General features: G+C 73.5%; 18 protein-coding genes, 1 other RNA gene and 1 pseudogene. 13 read left to right on the forward strand and 7 right to left on the reverse strand.

Annotated elements, in window-relative coordinates:
• Positions 1 to 4: 4 nt before the first annotated feature.
• From AS594_RS24135 to AS594_RS24140, 3 genes are all read left to right on the forward strand, one after another.
• The gene (locus AS594_RS24135; protein WP_079144428.1) at positions 5 to 1,201 is read left to right on the forward strand and encodes a lipid-transfer protein; all 1,197 of its coding nucleotides are present in this window, start codon (positions 5 to 7) and stop codon (positions 1,199 to 1,201) included.
• Positions 1,202 to 1,267: 66 nt separating this feature from the next.
• Entirely contained in the window at positions 1,268 to 1,429 is a 162-nt protein-coding gene (locus AS594_RS41275) for a carbohydrate-binding protein (RefSeq protein ID WP_079144427.1), read from the forward strand.
• 81 nt (positions 1,430 to 1,510) lie between these two features.
• Positions 1,511 to 2,950 carry an MFS transporter gene (locus tag AS594_RS24140; protein WP_079148744.1) on the forward strand — a complete coding sequence of 480 codons (1,440 nt, stop codon included), beginning with the start codon at positions 1,511 to 1,513 and terminating at the stop codon, positions 2,948 to 2,950.
• Between the two features lie 15 nt (positions 2,951 to 2,965).
• Here the strand turns inward: AS594_RS24140 and AS594_RS24145 are convergent.
• A pseudogene (locus tag AS594_RS24145) lies at positions 2,966 to 3,400 on the reverse strand (response regulator); the annotation flags it as partial.
• A gap of 345 nt (positions 3,401 to 3,745) precedes the next feature.
• Here AS594_RS24145 and AS594_RS24150 point away from each other — a divergent pair.
• Genes AS594_RS24150 through AS594_RS24160 form a run of 3 tightly spaced genes read left to right on the forward strand, consistent with a single transcriptional unit; the run spans position 3,746 to position 6,672 of the window.
• A complete protein-coding gene (locus AS594_RS24150) occupies positions 3,746 to 4,600 on the forward strand; it encodes a MaoC/PaaZ C-terminal domain-containing protein (protein ID WP_069935360.1) in 855 nt (284 codons plus the stop codon).
• 27 nt (positions 4,601 to 4,627) lie between these two features.
• The gene (locus tag AS594_RS24155; protein WP_069928974.1) at positions 4,628 to 5,704 is read left to right on the forward strand and encodes a Zn-dependent alcohol dehydrogenase; all 1,077 of its coding nucleotides are present in this window, start codon (positions 4,628 to 4,630) and stop codon (positions 5,702 to 5,704) included.
• An 11-nt stretch (positions 5,705 to 5,715) separates the two neighbouring features.
• Positions 5,716 to 6,672 carry a 3-oxoacyl-ACP reductase gene (locus AS594_RS24160; RefSeq protein WP_069928975.1) on the forward strand — a complete coding sequence of 319 codons (957 nt, stop codon included), beginning with the start codon at positions 5,716 to 5,718 and terminating at the stop codon, positions 6,670 to 6,672.
• 104 nt (positions 6,673 to 6,776) lie between these two features.
• Here the strand turns inward: AS594_RS24160 and AS594_RS44760 are convergent, their stop codons facing one another.
• Together AS594_RS44760 and AS594_RS24165 are read right to left on the reverse strand one after the other, a co-directional pair.
• Entirely contained in the window at positions 6,777 to 6,932 is a 156-nt protein-coding gene (locus tag AS594_RS44760) for a hypothetical protein (protein WP_167368043.1), read from the reverse strand.
• Between the two features lie 107 nt (positions 6,933 to 7,039).
• Positions 7,040 to 8,203: a hypothetical protein gene (locus AS594_RS24165; RefSeq protein WP_069928976.1), complete on the reverse strand. Its 1,164-nt coding sequence runs from the start codon at positions 8,201 to 8,203 to the stop codon at positions 7,040 to 7,042.
• 187 nt (positions 8,204 to 8,390) lie between these two features.
• Here AS594_RS24165 and AS594_RS24170 point away from each other — a divergent pair, with 187 nt between their 5' ends.
• The 4 genes from AS594_RS24170 to AS594_RS24185 all read left to right on the forward strand — a co-directional run bounded on the left by AS594_RS24170 (position 8,391) and on the right by AS594_RS24185 (position 12,368).
• A complete protein-coding gene (locus tag AS594_RS24170) occupies positions 8,391 to 9,425 on the forward strand; it encodes an ABC transporter substrate-binding protein (RefSeq protein WP_069935361.1) in 1,035 nt (344 codons plus the stop codon).
• Between the two features lie 68 nt (positions 9,426 to 9,493).
• Positions 9,494 to 10,378: a Nif3-like dinuclear metal center hexameric protein gene (locus AS594_RS24175; RefSeq protein WP_069928978.1), complete on the forward strand. Its 885-nt coding sequence runs from the start codon at positions 9,494 to 9,496 to the stop codon at positions 10,376 to 10,378.
• A complete protein-coding gene (locus AS594_RS24180; RefSeq protein WP_079148745.1) occupies positions 10,375 to 11,118 on the forward strand; it encodes a CT398-like coiled coil hairpin domain-containing protein in 744 nt (247 codons plus the stop codon). Before AS594_RS24175 ends, AS594_RS24180 begins: the two co-directional genes overlap by 4 nt.
• A 2-nt stretch (positions 11,119 to 11,120) precedes the next feature.
• Positions 11,121 to 12,368 (forward strand): bifunctional RNase H/acid phosphatase, encoded by a 1,248-nt coding sequence (locus AS594_RS24185; protein WP_069935362.1) that lies wholly within the window; start codon positions 11,121 to 11,123, stop codon positions 12,366 to 12,368.
• 90 nt (positions 12,369 to 12,458) lie between these two features.
• Here AS594_RS24185 and eda read toward each other — a convergent pair whose 3' ends face one another.
• Complete coding sequence (gene eda / locus AS594_RS24190; protein ID WP_069935363.1) at positions 12,459 to 13,076, reverse strand: bifunctional 4-hydroxy-2-oxoglutarate aldolase/2-dehydro-3-deoxy-phosphogluconate aldolase; 618 nt, start codon at positions 13,074 to 13,076, stop codon at positions 12,459 to 12,461.
• 59 nt (positions 13,077 to 13,135) lie between these two features.
• A complete protein-coding gene (gene yaaA / locus AS594_RS24195) occupies positions 13,136 to 13,939 on the reverse strand; it encodes a peroxide stress protein YaaA (protein WP_069928982.1) in 804 nt (267 codons plus the stop codon).
• A gap of 90 nt (positions 13,940 to 14,029) precedes the next feature.
• Between yaaA and AS594_RS24200 the strand changes: the two genes are divergently transcribed.
• Positions 14,030 to 15,469, forward strand: coding sequence for an RNB domain-containing ribonuclease (locus AS594_RS24200; protein WP_069928983.1), 1,440 nt, complete (start codon positions 14,030 to 14,032; stop codon positions 15,467 to 15,469).
• Here the strand turns inward: AS594_RS24200 and AS594_RS24205 are convergent.
• Positions 15,420 to 16,229 (reverse strand): hypothetical protein, encoded by an 810-nt coding sequence (locus AS594_RS24205; RefSeq protein WP_069928984.1) that lies wholly within the window; start codon positions 16,227 to 16,229, stop codon positions 15,420 to 15,422. The genes AS594_RS24200 and AS594_RS24205 overlap by 50 nt on opposite strands.
• On the reverse strand, positions 16,226 to 16,975 hold the full coding sequence (locus AS594_RS24210) for a MerR family transcriptional regulator (RefSeq protein WP_069928985.1): 750 nt from the start codon (positions 16,973 to 16,975) through the stop codon (positions 16,226 to 16,228). The genes AS594_RS24205 and AS594_RS24210 overlap by 4 nt, the downstream gene beginning before the upstream one ends.
• A gap of 166 nt (positions 16,976 to 17,141) precedes the next feature.
• Between AS594_RS24210 and rnpB the strand changes: the two genes are divergently transcribed.
• Both rnpB and AS594_RS24220 read left to right on the forward strand, forming a co-directional pair.
• Positions 17,142 to 17,542, forward strand: an RNA gene (gene rnpB, locus AS594_RS24215) — RNase P RNA component class A.
• Between the two features lie 118 nt (positions 17,543 to 17,660).
• On the forward strand, positions 17,661 to 17,978 hold the full coding sequence (locus AS594_RS24220; protein WP_069930747.1) for a nuclear transport factor 2-like protein: 318 nt from the start codon (positions 17,661 to 17,663) through the stop codon (positions 17,976 to 17,978).
• Position 17,979 lies beyond the last annotated feature (1 nt).

A 17,979-nucleotide genomic window follows, 5' to 3' on the forward strand; every position in this document is an offset into this window, starting at 1 on the left:
TGCCGTGAGCACGAAGGCGTACGTCGTCGGTGTCGGGATGACGAAGTTCGAGAAGCCCGAGAGCCGTGACTGGCAGTACTGGGACATGGCGAAGGAGGCCGGCGGCGCGGCCCTGGCCGACGCCGGGATCACGTACGACGAGGTCCAGCAGGTGGTCGCCGGGTACTGCTTCCAGCCGTCGACCGCCGGCCAGCGGGCGGCGTACGGACTGGGGCTGACCGGCGTCCCCGTCTACAACGTCAACAACAACTGCGCGACGGGCTCGACCGCGCTGATGACGGCGCGGCAGTTCGTCGGGGGCGGCGTCAGCGACTGCGTGCTGGCGCTGGGCTTCGAGAAGATGAAGCGGGGGGCGCTGGGCGGCGGCTCGGACGGCGGCGACTTCGCCACCTCGCCCGTCGCCCGTCACTACGGTGTGATGGCCGCCGCCCACGGCTTCGAGATGACGCCGCCCACCGCGCAGATCTTCGGCAACGCGGCGCGCGAGCACATGGAGCGGTACGGCACGACCGAGGCGCAGCTCGCGGCGGTCGCGGCCAAGAACCACCGGCACTCGGCGGACAATCCGAACGCCCAGTTCCAGGACGTGTGGACGGTGGAGGAGATCCTCGCCGCCAAGACCATCCACCGGCCGCTCACCAGGCTCCAGTGCTCCCCGACGTCCGACGGGGCCGCCGCCGCGCTCGTGGTGTCCGAGCGCTTCCTGGTCCGGCACGGCCTGCACGACAGGGCCGTCGAGATCGTCGCGCAGGCGATGACGACCGACACCGAGGAGTCCTTCGCGTCCGGTTCCTGCATCGACGTCGTCGGCCGGCCGATGTCGCGGGCCGCCGCGCTCCAGGTGTACCGGGCGTCCGGCCTCGGCATCGAGGACGTCGACGTGGTCGAGCTGCACGACTGCTTCTCCGTCAACGAGCTGCTGACGTACGAGGCGCTGGGCATGTGCCGGGAGGGCGAGTCCGGCAAGCTCGTGGAGAGCGGCGCGACGACGTACGGGGGCCGCTGGGTCGTCAACCCCTCCGGCGGACTGATCTCCAAGGGGCACCCCCTGGGGGCGACCGGCCTCGCGCAGGCGGCGGAGCTGACCTGGCAGCTGCGGGGCGAGGCGGGGGCCCGGCAGGTCGAGGGCGCGCGGGTGGGGCTGGCGCACAACATCGGGCTGGGCGGGGCGGCGGTGGTGACGCTGCTGCGGGGAGCGTGAGGCCCGGGCCGTGGGAGAATTCCGGCGGGCCGGCAGCGAGCCGGACCCTTGAAAGGGCGTCATCACATGGCAGCGGGTTTCTCGGAGTGGAAAGTAAACCGGCGGTACGCGGCGAATGATCGTGTCGCCTACCTGGGCAAGCAGTACCGCTGCCTGGTGGCGCACACGTCGAATTCCGCGTCCAATCCGAAGACGACCGTCAAGACGTGGCGTAAGGACACCGACTAGGACCGCGCCGCGCGTGGAGGTGTGCCCGGAGGCGTCCGTGCGCCCCCACGCGGATGTACGGGGCACATTGTTGCTGCGAGCATGACAGCCATGGTCCAAGCCTCCTCTTCCTCCGCCAAGATCCGGATACCCGCCGCCCGTAAGCCGTCCCGCACGTGGGTCGTCGTACTCGCCGCCTGCGCGGGCCAGTTCCTCGTGGTCCTCGACGTGTCCGTCGTCAATGTCGCGCTGCCTTCCATGCGCGCCGACCTCGGGCTCAGCGCGATCGGCCTGCAATGGGTGGTCAACGCCTACTCGATCGCCTTCGCCGGCTTCATGCTGCTCGGCGGGCGGGCCGCCGACCTGTTCGGCCGCAAGCGGACCTTCCTGACCGGGCTCGGACTGTTCACCGCCGCGTCCCTCGCGGGCGGGCTCGCCCAGGAGGACTGGCAGCTGCTGGCCGCCCGCGCCGTACAGGGGCTGGGCGCGGCGGTGCTCGCTCCCGCGACGCTCACCATCCTCACCTCGGCCGTCCCCGAAGGGCCCGCCAGGACGCGTGCCATCGGGACGTGGTCGGCCGTCGGCGCGGGCGGCGGTGCGGCGGGCGGGCTCGTCGGCGGCGCCCTGACGGACGCGCTGTCCTGGCGCTGGGTCCTGCTGATCAACGTCCCGGTCGGCGCGCTGGTGCTCGCGGCCGCCGCCCTGTGGCTCGCCGAGAGCCATGCCAGGGACGGCCGGCGGCTCGACCTGCCCGGCGCGCTGCTGGTCACCGCCGGGCTCGCGACCCTCGCGTACGGGATCGTGCAGACGGAGGCGGAGGGCTGGACGGCTGCGGCCACCCTCGTGCCCCTGGCCGCGGGACTCGCGCTCCTCGGCGTCTTCGTGGCGGTGGAGGCGCGGACGAAGGCGCCGCTGATGCCGCTGAAGTTCTTCCGGGTCCGGGCCGTCTCGGCGGCCAACGCCGCGATGTTCGTGAACGGCTCCGCGCTGTTCTGCATGTGGTTCTTCATGACGCTGTACGTACAGAACGTCCTGGGCTACACCCCGCTCGGCGCCGGGTTCGCCCTGGTGCCCAGCTCGCTGGCCATCGTGCTCGGCTCCAAGCTCGCCCCGCGCCTCATGGCCGGGGCCGGTGCGCGCCGGGTCGCGATCACCGGCACGCTGGTGGCGGCCGGCGGTATGGCGTGGCAGTCCACGATGGGCGCCGGAGGGTCGTACCTCACCGCCGTCCTCGGGCCCGGCATCGTGATGATGGTCGGCGCGGGACTCGCGTCGACCCCGCTCGCCTCCCTCGCGACATCCGGCGGCGGGGCGGGCGACGCCGGACTGCTGTCCGGGCTCATCAACACCTCGCGCACGATGGGCGGCGCGCTGGGCCTCGCGGTGCTGTCGACGGTCGCGGCCTCGCGGACGGCGGGCGACGCCACCCCGGAGGCGCTGACGGCCGGCTACGCCCTCGCCTTCAGGGTCGGGGCGGGCGCACTGCTCGCGGGAGCGGTGCTGATGCTGGTCTGGCTGCCGCGCCGTACGCAGCGGACGTAAGGCGGGCACGCCTCACTCGCGGGCGGTGAGCGGGCCAGGGCCCGGACCGGCGTCGGCGGCGGCGAGGGCCGGGTCGACGACGGTCTCGCCGGTCAGCACCCGGCGGATCGTCGCGGCCAGGTCCCGCACCGGGCCGTCCTTGACCAGCAGGCCCGCCGCCCCCGCCTCCCGCGCCCGCCGCAGGTAGCCGGGCCGTGCGAACGTGGTGAGGATGACGACCCGGCAGTCCGGCGCCTCGTCGCGCAGCAGCGCCGCGGCGTCGAGGCCGCTGAGGCCGGGGAGCTCGATGTCCAGGAGCGCCACGTCGGGGCGCGAGACCAGGGCGGCGTCCACGATCTCGTCGCCCGCCGCGACCTGGGCGACGACCTCGATGTCCGCCTCCAGGCCGAGCAGCCGGGCGAGAGCCCCGCGCGTCATGCCCGGGTCCTCGGCGAGGAGAACTCTGATCACGGGTGGCTCCAGATTCGAGGTCGGGACCGGCGGGCCGGTCGGAGCCTATGCCCCGGACCGGGTCCGTGAGGCGTACACGCGCGAGACCGCACGCGTTCGGGTGAGCTGTCGAACCCGGTCCCGGCCCGGCGTCCCGCGCCCGCCCCCCGGAGCGCCGGAGTTCATCTGACGATGTGTCAGCACGGTGTCTTCACAACTGCCGGGGGGTGCGTTATACATAGGCCCCATCGGCCTAGAACGCGTTCTAGAACGGGCGGTCCGCGGCCGGTCCCGTACGACCTCGGTGCGACCGACGGTGCGGACGGCCGCACCGAGGTCTTCCATCCATCAAGGAGCAGCATCCCCATGCCCATCGATGCCGCAAAGGCCGTCGCCGCCGAACCCCGCAGCGCCGAGATCGCCTGGGACCACAAGGACGTCCAGCTCTACCACCTCGGCCTCGGCGCCGGCACCCCCGCCACCGACCCCGGCGAACTGCGCTACACCCTCGAATCCCGCCTGCACGTCCTGCCGAGCTTCGCCACCGTCGCGGGCGCCGGCATGGCGATGGCCGGCGGACTCTCCGCGCCCGGCATCGAGGTGGACCTCGCCCACGTCCTGCACGGCGGCCAGAGCATCGAGCTGCACCGGCCGATCCCGGTCCGGGGCGAGGCGGTGCAGACGTCCAGGGTCCAGGCGGTGTACGACAAGGGGAAGGCGGCGGTCATCGTGCTGCGCTCCGAGACCGCCGACGCCGACGGGCCGCTGTGGACCAGCGACACCCAGATCTTCGTACGCGGCGAAGGCGGCTTCGGCGGCGAGCGCGGCCCCTCCGCCCGCACCGAACAGCCGACCCGCGCGCCGGACACCGAGGAGCTGCGGCAGGTACGGGAGGACCAGGCCCTGCTCTACCGCCTCTCCGGCGACTGGAACCCGCTGCACGCCGACCCGGACTTCGCGAAGCTCGCCGGTTTCGACCGGCCGATCCTGCACGGCCTGTGCTCGTACGGCATGACGCTCAAGGCCGTCGTCGACACGGTGCTCGGCGGCGACGTCACGCGCGTCGGCGCGTACAGCACCCGCTTCGCCGGGGTCGTCTTCCCCGGCGAGACCCTGCGCCTGCGGATGTGGAAGTCGCCGGGGCGCGTCCAGGTGTCGGTCACCGCCGTGGAGCGGGACGACGCGCCGGTACTGGCCGACACCACCGTCGTACACACCTGACCTGAACTTCGTGAAGGGAGCCGTACCGTGCGCGCAGCCGTACTGCACGAGATAGGGCAGGACAAGCTCGAAGTCCTCGACGACGTCGAGGCGGTGGGCTTCGGGCCCGGCAAGGTCAAGATCCGCGTCCGGGCCACCGGCCTGTGCCACTCCGACCTCTCCGCGATGAGCGGCGTACTGCCGCAGCCCGCGCCCTTCGTCCCCGGACACGAAGGCGCGGGCGAGGTCGTCGACGTGGGCGACGGCGTCACCACGCTGAGCCGGGGCGACCGGGTCCTCGTCTGCTGGCTGCCCGCGTGCGGCGCCTGCCCGTCGTGCCGGCGCGGCCAGACGCACCTGTGCCTGGCCGGGCTCATGAACGCGGGCACGCCCAACTTCAAGCGCCCCGGCGGTGACGTCTTCGGCTTCGCCGGGACCGGCACCTTCACCGAGGAGGTCGTGGTCGACGCGGGCTGCGCCGTCCCGATACCCGACGACCTGCCGTACGAGATCGCCGCGCTGATCGGCTGCGGCGTGACGACGGGCCTGGGCGCGGCCATCAACACCGCGCGCGTGGAGGCCGGCTCGTCGGTCGCGGTCATCGGCTGCGGCGGCGTCGGCATCTCCGCGATCCAGGGCGCGCGGGTCCAGGGCGCGGCCCAGATCGTCGCCGTCGACCCGGTCGCCTCCCGGCGCGAGTCGGCGCTGAGGTTCGGAGCCACGGAAGCGGTCTCGCCGGACGGACTCGCCGACGCCAGGCAGCGCGTCACCGCGGGCGAGGGCTTCGACTACGTCTTCGAGGTCGTCGGCCGGTCGGCCACGGCCCGGACCGCGTACGAGACGACGCGGCGCGGCGGCACCCTGTGCGTCGTGGGCGCGGGGGCGATGGACGACTTCTTCCAGCTCAACATGTTCGAGCTGTTCTTCGACGAGAAGCGGATACTGCCGTCCATGTACGGGGGCGGTGACGTTCTGAGGTCGTACGAGCGGGCCATCGCGCTGTGGCGCGCCGGCCGGATCGACCTGGAGGGCCTGATCACCCACCGGGTGCGGCTGGAAGGGATCAACGACGCCCTGGACCAGATGCGTACGGGCGAGGCCCTGCGCACGTGCATCGAGATCTGAGGGGGCGGCGGATGTCACTGTCACCGGGAGCGCTGCCGCTCGACGGCCTGTGCGCGATCGTCACCGGCGCGGGCCGCGGGCTCGGCCGCGCCGAGGCCCTGGAACTGGCCCGGCTCGGCGCGAGCGTCGTCGTCAACGACTACGGGCAGCCGGGGCGCGACGGATCGGGCGAGGCGTCGGCGGCCCCGGCCGAGGAGGTGGCCGCGGAGATCCGGGCGGCCGGCGGCCGGGCGGTGGCCCACCTCGGCGACGTGGCGGACCACGAACAGGCGGGCGCGCTCGTCCGGCTGGCCGTCGACACGTACGGCAAGCTGGACATCCTGGTCAACAACGCCGGGATTCTGCGCGACCGGATGATCTTCTCGATGACCGAGGACGAGTGGGACTCGGTGATCCGCGTCCACCTCAAGGGCCACTTCAACACCACGCACTTCGCGGCGGCACACTGGCGCGCCCGCTCCAAGGCGGCGGGCGCCCCGGTCTACGGCCGGATCGTCAACACGTCGTCGGAGGCGTTCCTGGCGGGCTCGGCAGGCCAGCCCAACTACGCGGCGGCGAAAGGCGGGATCGTCGGGCTGACGACGTCCACGGCGCTGGCGCTGGGAAAGTACGGCGTGACGGCCAACGCGATCTGTCCGCGCGCGCGGACGAGGATGACCGCCGACGTGTTCGCGGGCTTCGCGGAGCCGGCCGGCGGCGAACTCGACGCGCTGGCCCCCGAGCACGTGTCCCCGCTGGTCGGCTACCTGGCGTCGCCCGCCGCCGGGAAGGTCAACGGCCAGTTGCTCGTCGTGCACGGCGGCATGGTCGCGGTCATGGAACGCCCCAGGGTCGCGGCCAAGTTCGATACGGCGAAGGAGGCGTTCTCGTACGAGGAGCTGACGGAGCGGCTCGCGCCGTACTTCGACGACCGCCCCCCGAACGAGACCTTCGCCGCCACGGAGGTACTGGGCCTGAAGCGGGGATGAGGGCGCCGGGGGGCTGCTCCCGCCCTCCCGCCGCCGATCGCCGCACGATCCGAAGTGGCCGGGGGCGGGCCGCGGCGGCCCGCCCCCGGCCGGGAACTCCGGTGCTACGCCCGGCGGTGGCGGCCCTGGGCCGGGGCGCTGGAGTCCTCCGTCGTGGCCGCACCCCCGCGGTGCTTGCCGGAGCGGTGGCCGGCGTCGTCCCGTTCGGCGGCCGAAGGCCGCGGTCGCGTCTGGGTCGTGTCGGTTCGGGCTTCAGACATGTTGGGAGATCCCCTGGAATCGCTGCGATCACTTTCAGTGGTGCAAGGCCCGCCCCGCCGTCACCACCGGCGTTCAGCCGCAACGACCGCGTAGCCCCGCACAAGATCTAATCACGTGCTCCGCGCCCGGTCAGTGGCGCCTGCTGGAGCGGTACGGGCTTGCACACCACAGGAGTGTCAGGAGCCGCGGATGGTTCCCCACCTGCGCGTTCCACTTGTGCGGGTTCCGTGATCACCGCATCCGCGGGGGCCTCGATCCGAGCCACCCCGCACGGCACCGCCCCCGTCGCGTACGGCAGGCGCAGCACCCCCTCGGGCGTCCAGAGCCCCGCACCCGGCAACCACCCCTGCGGCGCCGGGAGGTGATGCAGCCGCCGCCCCGAGGGACGCCACACCCCCACCCAGCTCCCCGCCGTCCCGTCCACGCGCAGGGCCACCGCGCAGCTCTCCGGCGTCAGAACCTGCCCCGGCTGCACCGCGAACGGCGTCACCGTGAGACCGGCCGGGCCCAGGCACTCCGGGAAGCGCACCGGCCGCATGCTGCCCAGCACTCCCCACCCCAGGCGGTCGTGCCCCGGCGCGTCCGACCGGATCAGCAGCAGCCCGCTGTCCGGATCGGCCAGCAGCAGCCGGTCGTTGCTGCCCTCCGCGATCTGGAGCAGCGGCGTCACCTCCCCGCCCCGCTCCAGGTCGACCGCCACCGCCTTCGTCACCCCGTCGCTCTCCCGGTCCAGGGCGAGCATCCGTCCCGTACGGTCCAGCCAGACGCCTCCCGAGCAGCGCCCCGCGATCTCGGCGACGTACTCGGGCCCGAAGGCGCCGCCCGCCACCAGCCACACCGTCGTGGACCGTTCCCCGACGGACAGGGCGTACGCGCACGAGCCGTCCGGGGCAGGCGGCAACAGCTCCAGCCGCTCGCACTCGACCGCCCCCACCGGCAGCTCCCCGGTCCGCGGCCCCGTCGGATACAGCAGCGAGAAGGAGTGCCGCCCTTCGCCACCGCCGAAGGCGTGCGAGGCGCCGCCGTGGCGCCGGTGGATCAGCACCCGACCGTCCGTCAGCGGCAGGAGCCCGGTGTCCGGCTCCTCGGGCTGGTCGGCGGGCAGCGGTACGGCGTAGGGCTCGGGTCCGCCGAGCGTCCACCGCTCGGGGAACCGCGCGTCGCCCTCGCCCGCCAGCCGCGCGGCGTAGGAACCGTCGGCGGCGATCGTGAACACCGCCTCGCGCACCGCGTCACCGTCGGCCGCGGTCTCGATGGCACAGGCCGTCATCAGGCCATCACCTCCGGCTGACGAAGCTAGTTTTCGCACTTCCTGCCGAACAACACGAGACCGCCCACTTCACACATAAGGGTGGCCATCGTCCGATTCCGCTGAGGTCGCGGGGGCCGGTGTGCTGGGAGATGTCCCCATGTCGATAAAGTAAGGCGAACCTAACCGCCCCTGTCAGGAGCTCTTGATGTCCGTACGACGCCGCGGTGCCACCGCTGTCTCCCTGGCCGTGGCCGCCGCGCTCGCCCTCACCGCCTGCGGGAGCGGCGACACCGACGCCAAGAGCGACGCGGCGAAGGGCGGCGACAAGAAGGCCGTGGCGCAGGGCGGCAAGGACTTCGCCGACGCCGCCGCCAAGACCGCCGCGTACGGTACGGACGCCAAGGCCGGCCAGTTCCCGCGCACCCTCACCCACGCCATGGGCACGACCGAGCTGAAGGCCGCGCCCGAGCGAGTCGTCGTCCTCGACGTCGGTGAGCTCGACAACGTCGTCTCGCTCGGCATCAAGCCCGTCGGCTACGCGCCCGCCGAGGGCGACGAGGGCATCCCCGGCTACCTCAAGAAGGACGCCGGCACCCCCAGGAGCGTCGGCACGATCAACAGCCTCAACCTGGAGGCGATCGCGGCCCTCAAGCCCGACCTCATCCTCGGCAGCCAACTGCGCGCCGCCGACAAGTACAAGGAACTGTCGGCGATCGCACCGACCGTCTTCTCCATCCGTCCGGGCTTCACGTGGAAGGAGAACTACCTCCTCAACGCCGCGGCCCTCGACAAGAGCGCCGACGCGGAGACCGCGCTCGCCGCGTACGAGAAGAAGGCGAAGCGGCTCGGCACCGACATCGGCGAGGAGAAGCCGACCGTCTCGATGGTCCGCTACCTCCCCGGCAAGATCCGCCTGTACGCCAAGGCGTCCTTCATCGGCACCATCCTCCAGGACGCGGGCCTGCCGCGGCCGGCCAACCAGCGGGTCAACGACCTGGCCGCCGAGATCAGCCCCGAGAAGATCGACGAGGCGGACGCCGACTGGATCTTCACCGGCGTCTACGGCGACCCCGGCGCCACCAGCCGGGACAAGGCCGAGGACAACGCCCTCTGGAAGAAGCTCGGCGCCGTGAAGAACGGCCGGGCCAAGGACGTACCCGACGAGACCTGGTACCTGGGCCTCGGCGTGACCGCCGCCGACCGGGTCCTCGACGACCTGCGCACGTACCTGGTCAAGTAACGGGGGCCGGCCGAGCGGGCCACCCACGCCATGGTGGGTGGGGCACGCGGCGCAGGTAACCTGTCTGCGTGCCCCGTCTGTCTGAAGTCATCGCCGCACTCGACGCCCTATGGCCCCCCGAGCGGGCCGAAAGCTGGGACGCGGTCGGCACGGTCTGCGGCGAACCCGACGCGGAGGTGACCCGGGTCCTCTTCGCCGTCGACCCGGTCCAGGAGACCGTCGACGAAGCGGTGAAGCTCGGCGCGAACCTGCTGGTCACCCACCACCCGCTCTACCTGCGCGGGACGACGACGGTCGCGGCGTCCACCTTCAAGGGCCGCGCCGTGCACACCCTCATCAAGAACGACATCGCGCTGCACGTCGCCCACACCAACGCCGACAGCGCCGACCCCGGGGTCTCCGACGCCCTCGCCGGAGCGCTGGACCTGCGGGTCACCGGACCGCTGGTCCCCGACCCCACCGACTCCTCCGGCCGCCGCGGTCTCGGCCGCGTCTGCGAACTCGATCCCCCGGCCACCCTCGGCCACTTCGCCGCCCGTGTCGCCGCCCGGCTGCCCGCCACCGCGCAGGGCATCCGCGTGGCCGGTGACCCAGACGCCCTCATCAGCCGGGTCGCCGTCAGCGGCGGCTCGGGCGACAGCCTCTTCGCCGACGTACGGGCAGCGGGCGTCGACGCCTTCGTCACGGCCGACCTGCGCCACCACCCGGCGTCCGAGGCCCGCGAACAGACTCCCCTCGCGCTGATCGACGCCGCGCACTGGGCCACTGAGTGGCCCTGGTGCGAGCAGGCCGCCGCCCAGCTGGACGAGATCTCGGACCGTCACGGATGGGACCTGCGCGTCCACGTCTCGAAGACGGTCACCGACCCCTGGACCTCCCACCACGCCCCCACTTCCGCCCTTCCGACGAGCGCTTCGCGCGCCCCCTTTGATCCTTCTGGAGCCCCCAACTGAACGCCGCGCCCGCCGACCAGATCCGTCTCCTCGACGTACAGGCCCTCGACCTGCGCCTGTCCCAGCTCGCCCACCGGCGCAACTCCCTCCCGGAGCACGCCGAGATCGAATCGCTCACCAAGGACCTCGCGCAGCTTCGCGACCTGCTGGTCGCCGCGCAGACCGAGGAGAGCGACACCAGCCGCGAGCAGACCAAGGCCGAGCAGGACGTCGACCAGGTCCGCCAGCGCGCCGTGCGCGACCAGCAGCGCCTCGACTCGGGCGCCGTCTCGTCGCCCAAGGACCTGGAGAACCTCCAGCGCGAGATCGTCTCGCTCGCCAAGCGCCAGGGTGACCTGGAGGACGTCGTCCTCGAAGTCATGGAGCGCCGCGAGTCCATCCAGGAGCGGGTCGCCGAGCTGACCGAGCGCGTCTCCTCCGTCCAGGGCAAGGTCGACGACGCGACCGCGCGCCGCGACGCCGCCACCCAGCAGATCGACGGCGAGGTCGCCACGGTCACCAAGCAGCGCGAGGTCGCGTCCGCGACCATCCCCGCCGACCTCCTGAAGCTGTACGAGAAGCTCCGCGTCCAGTCCGGCGGCGTCGGCGCGGCCCGCCTCTACCAGCGCCGCTGCGAGGGCTGCCAGCTGGAGCTCAACATCACCGAGGTCAACGAGGTGCGGGCCGCCGCCCCCGACACGGTGCTGCGGTGCGAGAACTGCCGCCGCATCCTGGTCCGTACGTCCGAGTCCGGCCTGTAGCCGTGGGACGCAGCTTCGTCGTCGAGGCCGACGGCGGCTCCCGGGGCAACCCGGGCCCCGCCGGCTACGGCGCGGTCGTCCTCGACCCGGAGACGGGGGAGACGCTGGCCGAGGCCGCCGAGTACATCGGCGTCGCCACGAACAACGTCGCGGAGTACAAGGGCCTGATCGCCGGGCTGCGCGCCGCGCACGCGCTCGCGCCCGACGCGACCGTCCATGTCCGGATGGACTCCAAGCTCGTCGTGGAGCAGATGTCCGGCCGCTGGAAGATCAAGCACCCCGACATGAAGCCGCTCGCGGCCGAGGCCGCGACCGTCTTCCCGCGCGTGCGGGTCACCTACGAGTGGATCCCGCGGGAGAAGAACAAGCACGCCGACCGGCTCGCCAACGAGGCGATGGACGCGGGCAAGAAGGGGAAGAAGTGGGAGCCCTCGGCTTCCACCGCCGACCTCGCCTCCCGTGCTTCCGCCCCGCCGCGGGTGGTGGGCGACGCGGTGGCCGGCGCGGCGAAGGCCCGGGCGGCGCTGGGCCGGGCGGTGGCCGAGCCGCTGGCTCTGCCGGACGCCGCCGAGGCCGAGCCCGTCCCCGCCACCCCCGCCGTGGGCTGGGGCGCCTCCGCGGACCTGGGCACGCCCTCGACCTTCGTGCTGCTGCGCCACGGCGAGACCGCGCTCACCCCCGAGAAGCGGTTCTCCGGGAGCGGTGGCTCGGACCCGGAGCTGTCGGCGGTCGGCCGCCGCCAGGCCGAGGCGGTCGCCAGGACCCTCGCGGCGCGCGGCACCGTCCAGGAGATCGTCAGCTCCCCGCTGCGGCGCTGCCGTGAGACGGCGGACGCAGTGGCGGCGCGGCTCGGACTCGACGTACACGTCGAGCAGGGCCTGCGCGAAACGGATTTCGGGGCGTGGGAGGGCCTGACCTTCGCCGAGGTCCGCGAGCGCTACCCCGACGACATGAATGCCTGGCTGGCTTCCCCCAAGGCGGCACCCACGGGCGGCGGCGAGAGCTTCGCGACGGTGGCGCGGCGGGTGTCGACGGCCCGGGACAAGCTGATCGCCCGTTACGCGGGCCGCACGATCCTGGTCGTCACGCACGTGACGCCGGTCAAGACGCTGGTACGCCTGGCGCTGGGGGCGCCGCCCGAGTCGCTGTTCCGGATGGAGCTTTCGGCGGCGTCACTGTCGGCGGTGGCGTACTACGCGGACGGCAACGCGTCGCTGCGCCTGCTGAACGACACGTCGCACCTGCGGTGAGCCGTCGGGCTCGGCCGCGCTGTGCCGGGCGGTCCGGGGCGCAGCCCCGGTCCGGGAAGCAGCGGGGCGGGGAAGGGCCCCACGCGGGCCCTACCTGCGCAGGGCCGCCGCCTCCCGGGCCAGGGTCTCCACCCGGCCCCAGTCCTTCGCGGCCAGCGCGTCCGGCGGCAGCATCCACGTGCCGCCCACGCAGCCGACGTTCGCCAGCGCCAGGTACGAGGGCGCCGACGCAAGGGTGATGCCCCCCGTCGGGCAGAAGCGGGCCCGGGGGAGCGGCGCGCCCAGCGACTTCAGGTACGACGTACCGCCCGCCGCCTCGGCCGGGAAGAACTTCATCTCCGTCACGCCGCGCTCCAGCAGCGCCACCACCTCCGACGCCGTGGAAACCCCCGGCAGGAACGGGACCCCGGACAGCGCCATCGCGTCCAGCAGCGCGTCCGTCCACCCCGGGCTGACCAGGAACCGGGCCCCGGCCGCCACCGCGTCGGCCACCTGGGCCGGGGAGATCACCGTGCCGGCGCCGACCACCGCGTCCGGCACCTCGGCCGCGACGGCCCGGATCGCGTCGAGCGCGGCGGGCGTCCGCAGGGTCACCTCGATCGCCGGCAGCCCGCCCGCGACCAGTGCGCGGGCGAGCGGCACCGCGTCGGCGGCGTCCTCCAGGACAACGACAGGGACGACGGGCGCGAGGTCGAGCACGGAAGTCATGCCGCCATCGTGCCGCCGCGAGGCGCACTACGCAACGCGCGTTGCGTATCCTGCAACGCTCAGTGGATCTCGGTCACCACCACGTCCAGGGCCCACGCCTTCCCCGCCTTCTCCGGTGCCGACGCCTCCACGACGTACCCGAGATCACGCAGCACCGACACCAGCTCCGCCGGGCCGGCGGGAGCCGCTCCCGCCACCAGCAGGTCCCGTACGATCCGGCCCTTCGTCGCCTTGTTGAAGTGGCTGACGACGGACCGCTTCTCGACCCCGTTCGCGTCGGTCCGCGCGTGCAGCACCCGCACGGTCGCCGTCCGCCCGGCCACGTCCCCCTTGGGCTTCCACGCCGCCGCGTACGCCGACGACCGCAGGTCCAGCACCAGCCCCTTCCCGGCGGCCGCCGGCATCGCGGCGGCCATCGGCTCGCGCCAGAACGCACCCAGCGCTCCCAGCGCCGGCAGCTTCACGCCCATGGAGCACCGGTACGAAGGGATCCGGTCGCCGATGCCCACCGCGCCCCACAGCCCGGAGAACACCAGCAGCGACTGCCGGGCCCGCTGGCGCGCGGCCGCGTCGAGGGTGGCCAGGTCCAGCGCGTCGTACAGCACGCCGGTGTAGATCTCCCCGGCCGGCCGCGCTCCCGCCGTCCGCAGCCCGGTGTTCTTGGCGATCTCGCCGCGCAGCCCCTCGCTCAGCCCGAGGACCACACGCGCCTTCTCCTCGTCGGCGGCGCACAGCTCCACCAGCTCGTCCAGCACCGCGGCCCGCGCCCCGGCCAGCTCCGGCAGCGAGAGGGACTCCGGCTTCAGGGGCGCGCCGGAACCGCCGGCGGCCTTTCCCTCGGACGGCGGCAAGAGCACGAGCACGGCGGAACTCCTTCGGATACGTACAGGCGAAACGCCAGGGTAAGCCGCTCCCGCCATGCCGCCCGGCCCCACCCGGCCTACGCTCGGACCATGCCCCGCCGCCATATCCATGTGACCGGCGCACCGGAGGCGCCCCTCCGGGCAGCCCTGCGCGCCCTGCGCACCACGCTCGACGTGCCGCGGGAGTTCCCGGCCGAGGTCCTCGCGGAAGCGGAAGAAGCCGCGAAGTCCCCCCGGCTGCCCGGGTACGACGCGACCGGCATCCCGCTGTTCACCGTCGACCCGCCGGGCTCCGTCGACCTCGACCAGGCGATGCACCTGGCCCGCCGAGGCGGCGGCTACCGCGTGCACTACGCGATCGCCGACGTCGCCGCCTTCGTCGCGCCGGGCAGCGCGCTCGACGCCGAGGCGCACCGCAGGGTGATGACCCTGTACTTCCCGGACGGGAAGATCCCGCTGCACCCGCCGCGGCTGTCCGAGGGCGCCGCGAGCCTGCTCCCGGACCAGACCCGGCCCGCTCTGCTGTGGCGCGTCGACCTCGACGAGCACGGGCACACCGAAGCGGTCGACGTGCGGCGTGCGCTCGTACGCAGCCGGGCCAGGTTCGACTACTCCGGCGTCCAGCAGCGGATCGACGAGGGCACCGCCGAGGAGCCGGTCGCGCTGCTGCGCGACATCGGACTGCTGCGCGAGGCGCTGGAGCGCGAACGCGGCGGGATCTCGCTGAACGTCCCGGAGCAGGAGATCGTCGAGCGCGGCGACTCGTACTTCCCGGGTTTCCGCGCCCCGCTGCCCGCCGACGGCTGGAACGCCCAGATCTCCCTCCTCACCGGCATGGTCGCCGCCGACCTGATGACCGCCAGCGGCACCGGCGTCCTGCGCACCCTGCCCGCCGCCCCGCTCGGCGAGGTGGCCCGCCTGCGCCGGTCGGCGCAGGCGCTGCGGATCGAGTGGCCGCACCACACGTCGTACGCCGGGATCGTCCGTTCGCTGGACCCGACGAAGGCCGCGCACGCCGCGTTCCTCCAGGAGTGCACGACGCTGCTGCGCGGGGCGGGCTACACCGTCTTCACCAACGGCGAGGTGCCCGTACCGGCGGTCCACGCGGCGGTCGCGGCCCCGTACACGCACTGCACGGCCCCGCTGCGCCGCCTCGTCGACCGTTACGCGGGCGAGCTGTGCGTCGCCGCCGTCGCGGGCGAGGAGCCGCCGCAGTGGGTACGGGACGCGCTGCCCCGCCTCCCGCAGGAGATGGCGCGCGGGACGCGGCTGGCCGGGACGGTCGAGCGCGAGTGCGTCGACATCGTCGAGGCGGCGCTGCTGAAGGACCGGGTGGGCGATGTGTTCAACGCGCACGTGGTCGACGTGAAGGAGGGCGACCGGGCCGTCGGCACCGTACATCTGGAGGACGTGGCGGTCGTGGGGCGGGTCGAGGGCGGCGAAGGGGAACTCCCGCTGGGGGAGCGCATCAGGGTCCGGCTCACACAGGCGGACCCGGGATCGGCGAAGGTGGTGTTCGCCCCCGCGTGACGGCGGCGACGAGCGCGCGCGGGTCGTCGGCGTGGAAACGCACGGCCCGCGCCTCGGCGCGCGCCCCGAGCGGCCGCAGGTAGGAGACGGGCTCGGTCAGTTCCACCAGCACGGTCGTCTGCCCGCCCACGCCGAGGCCGAGTACGCCGTCCTCCTTGGCGTCGGAGTGGCGCCGGTCGACGCGTACGGAACCGATGGCGGCGGCCGGTACGCGCACGTCGTAGAACCCGCCGTACCGGATGCGCAGCGAACCGTCCGCCGCCACCACGTGCGGCCGGGTGACGCAGCCGGCGTGCAGTCCGAGGATCTGGACGACCGTGTAGACGTCCAGGAAGAGCACGACGGCGTGCACCGCCGGCCACGGGATGAGCAGGGCCAGCATCACCGTCTCGACGACGGCGACGAAGAGAAGGCCGTACATCATCGCCGTTTGCGGCCCGGTGTACGGCGCCGCGTACGCGCCCGGCCTGCCGACCCCGTGCCGCCGCCGGGCCACCCACAGCGCGAGGCTGTGCAGGGCCCGCAGCTCGTGGCCGACGAGCCGCAGGAGACGCACCGGCGCGGCGGCGCGCACCGCCGCCCAGCCCTCGTCGGCGTACAGCCGCCACACCCGGGGGCCCTGCCACAGCAGCATTACGAGCACCACGGCTTCGGCGGCGACCACCACCGGCGGCGGCACGCGGACCCCGGCCACCAGGCACGTGACCAGCGCGATCTCGGCCCCCGCGACGAGGACCCCCACGGCCCCCCGCCCCGTCATCGCCGCATCCTTTCCGCGAGCAGCTCCATCACCCGTCGTACGACGGCGGCCTGGGCGGGAGCGAAGTCCGCGAGCATGGCGTCCCCGTACGCACCGGCCGCCGCGACGGGCCCCTCGGCCGGGATCGCCGCGATCACGGCGTCCGGCACGGCCGCCGCCAGCTCGTCGGCGAGCGGCCCGATACGGGGGTCGCCGAGCGGGGCGTCGGCGAGCGCGTCGAGCCGCTCGTACAGCGCCGGTACCCGGGGGTCCTGGGTCACCGGCGCGAGCGCCTCCAGGACCGCGTCGCCGCGCCCGTCCCCGGCCAGCAGGGTCAGGTGGGCCCGGTCCTTCGCCGCCGATGGCGAATCGGTGACCGGCAGCGCGCCCAGCAGCCCGGCCAGCGCGGGCGGGAGGGGCCCCTCGGCGGGCAGCGTCCCGGCCTCGGCCTGCGCGAGCAGCTCCCCGAGCCGCTCCCGCCGCCGCCGGATCTCCGTCTCCTGGCGCGCGAGGTCGTCGTCGAGTTCACGCAGGACGACGGCGAGCTCGGCCCCCGCGTCGTCGGCGAGGACGTCCCGCACCTCGTCGAGCCCGAGCCCGAGCTCGGTGAGCCGCCTGATCCGCGCCAGTACTACGGCGTGCCGCACCCCGTACACCCGGTACCCGTTCGGCCGCCGAGGGGGCTCCGGCAGCAGCCCTTGATGGTGGTAGTGCCGCACGGCCCGCGGGGTGACCCCGGCGAGCGCGGCGAGTTCTCCGATCCGCATGCCCTCAGTAGAAACCCTGACGCTGCGGCAGGGTCAACCGTGGTCCGTCGGGCGGGCGGCGTGGGCAAGGCCCTCACTCTCCCCGGCCCCTTCGGGTTCGACCTGGAGGCGGCGGCCTTCGTCTGAGCGGGGAGGTCCTGGCGGGTAGCATGGTCGGCACGGCAGACGAGCCGGGCGGACGGCCGCGTGGAGATCTCCGGATCTCCCCGAGGAACGTCCGGGCTCCACAGGGCAAGGTGGTGGCTAACGGCCACCCGGGGTGACCCGCGGGACAGTGCCACAGAAAACAGACCGCCGGGGACTTCGGTTCCCGGTAAGGGTGAAACGGTGGTGTAAGAGACCACCAGCGCCTGAGGTGACTCAGGCGGCTAGGTAAACCCCACCTGGAGCAAGGTCAAGAGGGGCCGTCGCGAGGCGGCCCTGCGCGGACGATCGAGGGCTGCCCGCCCGAGTCCGCGGGTAGACCGCACGAGGCCGGCGGCAACGCCGGTCCTAGATGGATGGCCGTCGCCCCGACGACCGCGAGGTCCCGGGGCACAGAACCCGGCGTACAGCCCGACTCGTCTGCCCCACCCGCCCCCGCCCGTCACCGGCGGCGGTGGTGGTCCCCGCGGATGCGGGGGACGGCAAGCGTGCGCATCCTTGACGGGGGTGTCCCAGCGAGCCGAGGAGTCTTCCCGTGGTCATGACCGCCGATCAGCTTTCGGAGCCGGCCGTACGCGCGTTCGTCGCCGCGGTCAACGCCAACGACCGTGAGGCGTTCCGGGACGTTCTCGCGCCCGGGGCGACCATGGCCGACGACGGGACGGAGCGCGACCTCGCCGAGTGGACGGAGCGGGAGATCTTCTCCTCGGGCGGCCGGATGGTCGTCGAGTCGGAGGAGGCGGGCGGCCGGTCCCTGGTCGTCCGGTACCGCAACGACACCTGGGGCGAGATGCGTACCGCCTGGAACTTCGTCGTGGACGGCGGGAAGATCGCCCGCTTCGAGACGGGGCAGGCCTGAC

Origin of the sequence: Streptomyces agglomeratus, assembly GCF_001746415.1 — a bacterium.
Lineage (GTDB): Bacteria > Actinomycetota > Actinomycetes > Streptomycetales > Streptomycetaceae > Streptomyces > Streptomyces agglomeratus.